This window comes from Vibrio sp. T20, assembly GCF_007858795.1.
Classification (GTDB): Bacteria; Pseudomonadota; Gammaproteobacteria; order Enterobacterales; family Vibrionaceae; genus Vibrio; species Vibrio satsumensis.
Map to the genome: position 1 here is coordinate 1 of NZ_VFEB01000145.1, position 266 is coordinate 266.

At 48.1% G+C, this 266-nt stretch carries 1 pseudogene; it reads left to right on the plus strand.

Annotated elements, in window-relative coordinates:
• Positions 1-266: pseudogene (locus tag FTW16_RS24840) on the plus strand (spermidine/putrescine ABC transporter substrate-binding protein); the annotation flags it as partial.

Here is a 266-nt window from a genome sequence, read left to right on the forward strand (position 1 = left end):
AGAGCTTGCGGGGGTATTGGAGTTCCGTACTCTAACGGTACCATGGGGGTCGCATTTCGGTCTTCAAGAGCTACCGAAGGTATAACCTCTTGGATGGACGTTTTCGACTACGCATTAGAGCACCCTCAAACCGTCGTGATCCCCGATGACGATGTAGATACCATTGCAATCGCATTATTGGCGTTAGGGTTCGATCCTATGACCGAAAATGAAGTCGAATTGGCACAAGCGTACAAACTGTTAATGAAGGTCCGTGAACAGCTATT